The organism is Pseudomonas sp. HY7a-MNA-CIBAN-0227 (genome assembly GCF_040310325.1).
GTDB lineage: Bacteria > Pseudomonadota > Gammaproteobacteria > Pseudomonadales > Pseudomonadaceae > Aquipseudomonas.
Genome location: NZ_JBEOPT010000292.1, coordinates 1 through 247 on the forward strand (window position 1 = coordinate 1; position 247 = coordinate 247).

A 247-nucleotide genomic window follows, 5' to 3' on the forward strand; every position below is an offset into this window, starting at 1 on the left:
GCTTGCTCGCGATGGTCGTTAACGATGACGCTGGCATCCTGAATCACCGCGGTGCCCTCAGGTTCTTCGCGAGCAAGCTCGCTCCTACAGAAAAGCGGACTGGTTTTTGCTCTGCTCTTGATCTGGCTCTTGATCTGCCTGCCCATAAAACCAGAGGCCGAACGCAGATATTGCGCAGTGGGTAAACCGGCAAGGATGCCGGTTTAGCCGCGCTGGGCCAGGGATGGCCCATCGCGGCGACCCACGG

The 247-nt window shown here is 59.5% G+C and carries 1 pseudogene; it reads left to right on the forward strand.

The features are described from left to right. Nucleotides 1-2: 2 nt before the first annotated feature. Nucleotides 3-89, forward strand: a pseudogene (locus AAEZ06_RS27975) (outer membrane lipoprotein carrier protein LolA); the annotation flags it as partial. Between the last annotated feature and the right edge of the window lie 158 nt (nt 90-247).